Source organism: Alphaproteobacteria bacterium (assembly GCA_041396705.1).
GTDB lineage: Bacteria > Pseudomonadota > Alphaproteobacteria > CALKHQ01 > CALKHQ01 > CALKHQ01.
Genome location: JAWKYB010000036.1, coordinates 1 through 2252 on the forward strand (window position 1 = coordinate 1; position 2252 = coordinate 2252).

General features: G+C 70.2%; 2 protein-coding genes. Both read right to left on the bottom strand.

Annotated features, from left to right (window positions below):
• Positions 1-116: 116 nt before the first annotated feature.
• Positions 117-1619, bottom strand: a complete 1503-nt coding sequence (locus tag R3F55_26035) for an alkaline phosphatase (GenBank protein MEZ5670832.1) — start codon at positions 1617-1619, stop codon at positions 117-119.
• Positions 1620-1739: 120 nt separating this feature from the next.
• Positions 1740-2174, bottom strand: a complete 435-nt coding sequence (locus R3F55_26040; protein MEZ5670833.1) for a hypothetical protein — start codon at positions 2172-2174, stop codon at positions 1740-1742.
• Positions 2175-2252: the final 78 nt, after the last annotated feature.

Genomic DNA, 2252 nt, shown 5'->3' on the forward strand with positions numbered 1-2252 from the left:
TCGGCGGCGGCAACCGATTGCCCTCTACCACGTTCCGGGCGCCAGCGCGAACCGGCCCGGCGCCTCAGGCGTGCGGCGGCCGGCCGCGGCGCAGACGCCTCGACCGGCCCGCCGGATCAGTTGCTCAGTGCACGACCGCTGATGCCGCTGGCGAAGTCCATGACGTGGAAGATGTAGTTCTGCTCGACCACGCCCTGGAACAGGTGCGCCCACGGCCCGATCGCATGGATCGAGACGTCCTCGCCGGTGTGGGTCTCCGACGACATCGGCACCAGGGCCTGCTGGACGAAGTCCGGGTCGGTGGTGTCGACGCCGGTCAGGTCGGCGCGCGCCCCGCCCTGCACCGCGCCGGGACCGTTGGCGAAGCTCAGCGTGGTGTAAGGCAGGCCGTCGTCGCCGAGCAGCAACTCGCCATGGAATGCCGCCAGGCCCAGGATCGGGTTGCCGCGCTCCGGATAGCCGTTGATCGTCAGCGTGTGGCTGTGATCCGCCGTCACCACGATCAGCGTCTCGTCCAGGTCGACCATGCCGACCGCCGTGCGGATCGCGTCCTCGAACGCCACCGCGTCGGTCAGCGTGCGATAGGCGTTGCCCTCGTGGCTGGCGTGGTCGACGCGCCCGCCCTCGACCATCAGGAAGAAGCCATCCGGATTCCGGCTCAGCTTCTCGATGGCGAAGGCGGTCATCTCGGCGATCGAAGGCTCGCCGCCGACGTCGGTGGCGCGGTCGGCCTCATAGGTCATGTGCGAGCGGTTGAACAGGCCGAGCACGCGCTCGCTGCCATGCGGGTCCAGCGCCGCGAACTGCGCCATGTTCCAGACATAGGCGCCGCCGGCGTCGACCCATTCGGCGGTCAGGTCGCGGCCGTCGGTGCGGTCGCCGGTCTTGCCCTCGTCCTCGGGGTCGGCGGTCTCGGCGGCGATGAACATCGCGCGGCCGCCGCCCAGCGCCACGTCGATGCCGTCGCCATAGGGCAGGCCGACCAGCTGGCTGGCGATGTCGATGCAACCGGCCGCGATCGCCTCGGGCGGCATGTCGCTGTCGGCTTCCCAGTCGCGCACCGGCGTGTGAGCATAGGTGGCGGCCGGCGTCGCGTGGGTGATGCGCGCGGTGGAGACCACGCCGGTCGACCGCCCGCCGATTTCCGCCAGTTCCAGCAGGGTCGGCACCGAGTGGGCCAGCGCGGCGGCGCAGTCGCCGACATCGACGTCGGCGGTCACGCCGATCACGTCGTTGCGCGCCTTGACTCCGGTCATCATCGCGGTCGCGGTCGGCGCGCTGTCGGAGACCTGGCCGTCATGCGAGTAGGTGCGCGACAGCGCCGCATAGGGGAACAGGTCGGTTGGCAGCTCGTAGGATTCGCCGTCCAGGCCCTGCGACTGGCCCTCGAAGATGCGGGTCGCGGTCAGGGTCGACACGCCGAAGCCGTCGCCGACGAACAGGATCACGTTGCGTGCCCGGTTGGTGTTCGGCTGCTGCGCCAGGGTGGCCAGCAGCATGTCGCGGCCCTGCTGGAAATAGGGGTCGCTCACCGGCAGGGTCTGGGCCAGCCCGGTGCCGGCCATCGCCAGCAGCGCGCCGGAAGCCGCGCCGGCGGTCAGTGCGAAACGCATGCGCATCGGAGTCTCTCTCGCCTTGTTGTGTGGGAGGGAGATGCAGGCCTAACACCGGCCCATTGCCATGCGATGGCAGTTCGATGACGGCTGGATGACTGCGCCGATCGGGCCGGCGCAGGCTGGCTAGACCACCGCGACCTCGGCCTCGACCAGGCGGACGCGGCTGACGAATCCGGTGTCCTCATCGATCTCGGTGCCGAGCTCCAGCACCCCGCGCGCCGCGATCGCGACGTTGAACGGCAGCCATTCGATCGCGCCGTCGAGCTTGACCAGCACGATGTCGCGCGGCCAGTCGGCCTCGTTGTCGCAGAACGGGCACACCGCCATCGGGCGCCGGGTCAGCACGAAGAACGCGGCATCCGGTTTCAGCGGCGGCGCCATGAAGCCGGGGATGATGACTTCCTCGCCGACCAGGCTCTGCGCCTCGGGCGAGAACTCGCCGCCGCCGACATAGATGTCGCGAATCTTCAGCTCGGGCGTGGCGAAGGACGGTCGCGGCAGGGCGGCGACCAGAGGCAGGGCGGTGAGGCCGGTCAGGGCCGAGCGACGGGACAGCATCGTGCGATCCTCGTGCCAGTTGCGGGACTTCCCGCATAGATCGGGCGGCGGATGCGCCCGGTCAACCGTTTCGGCGCC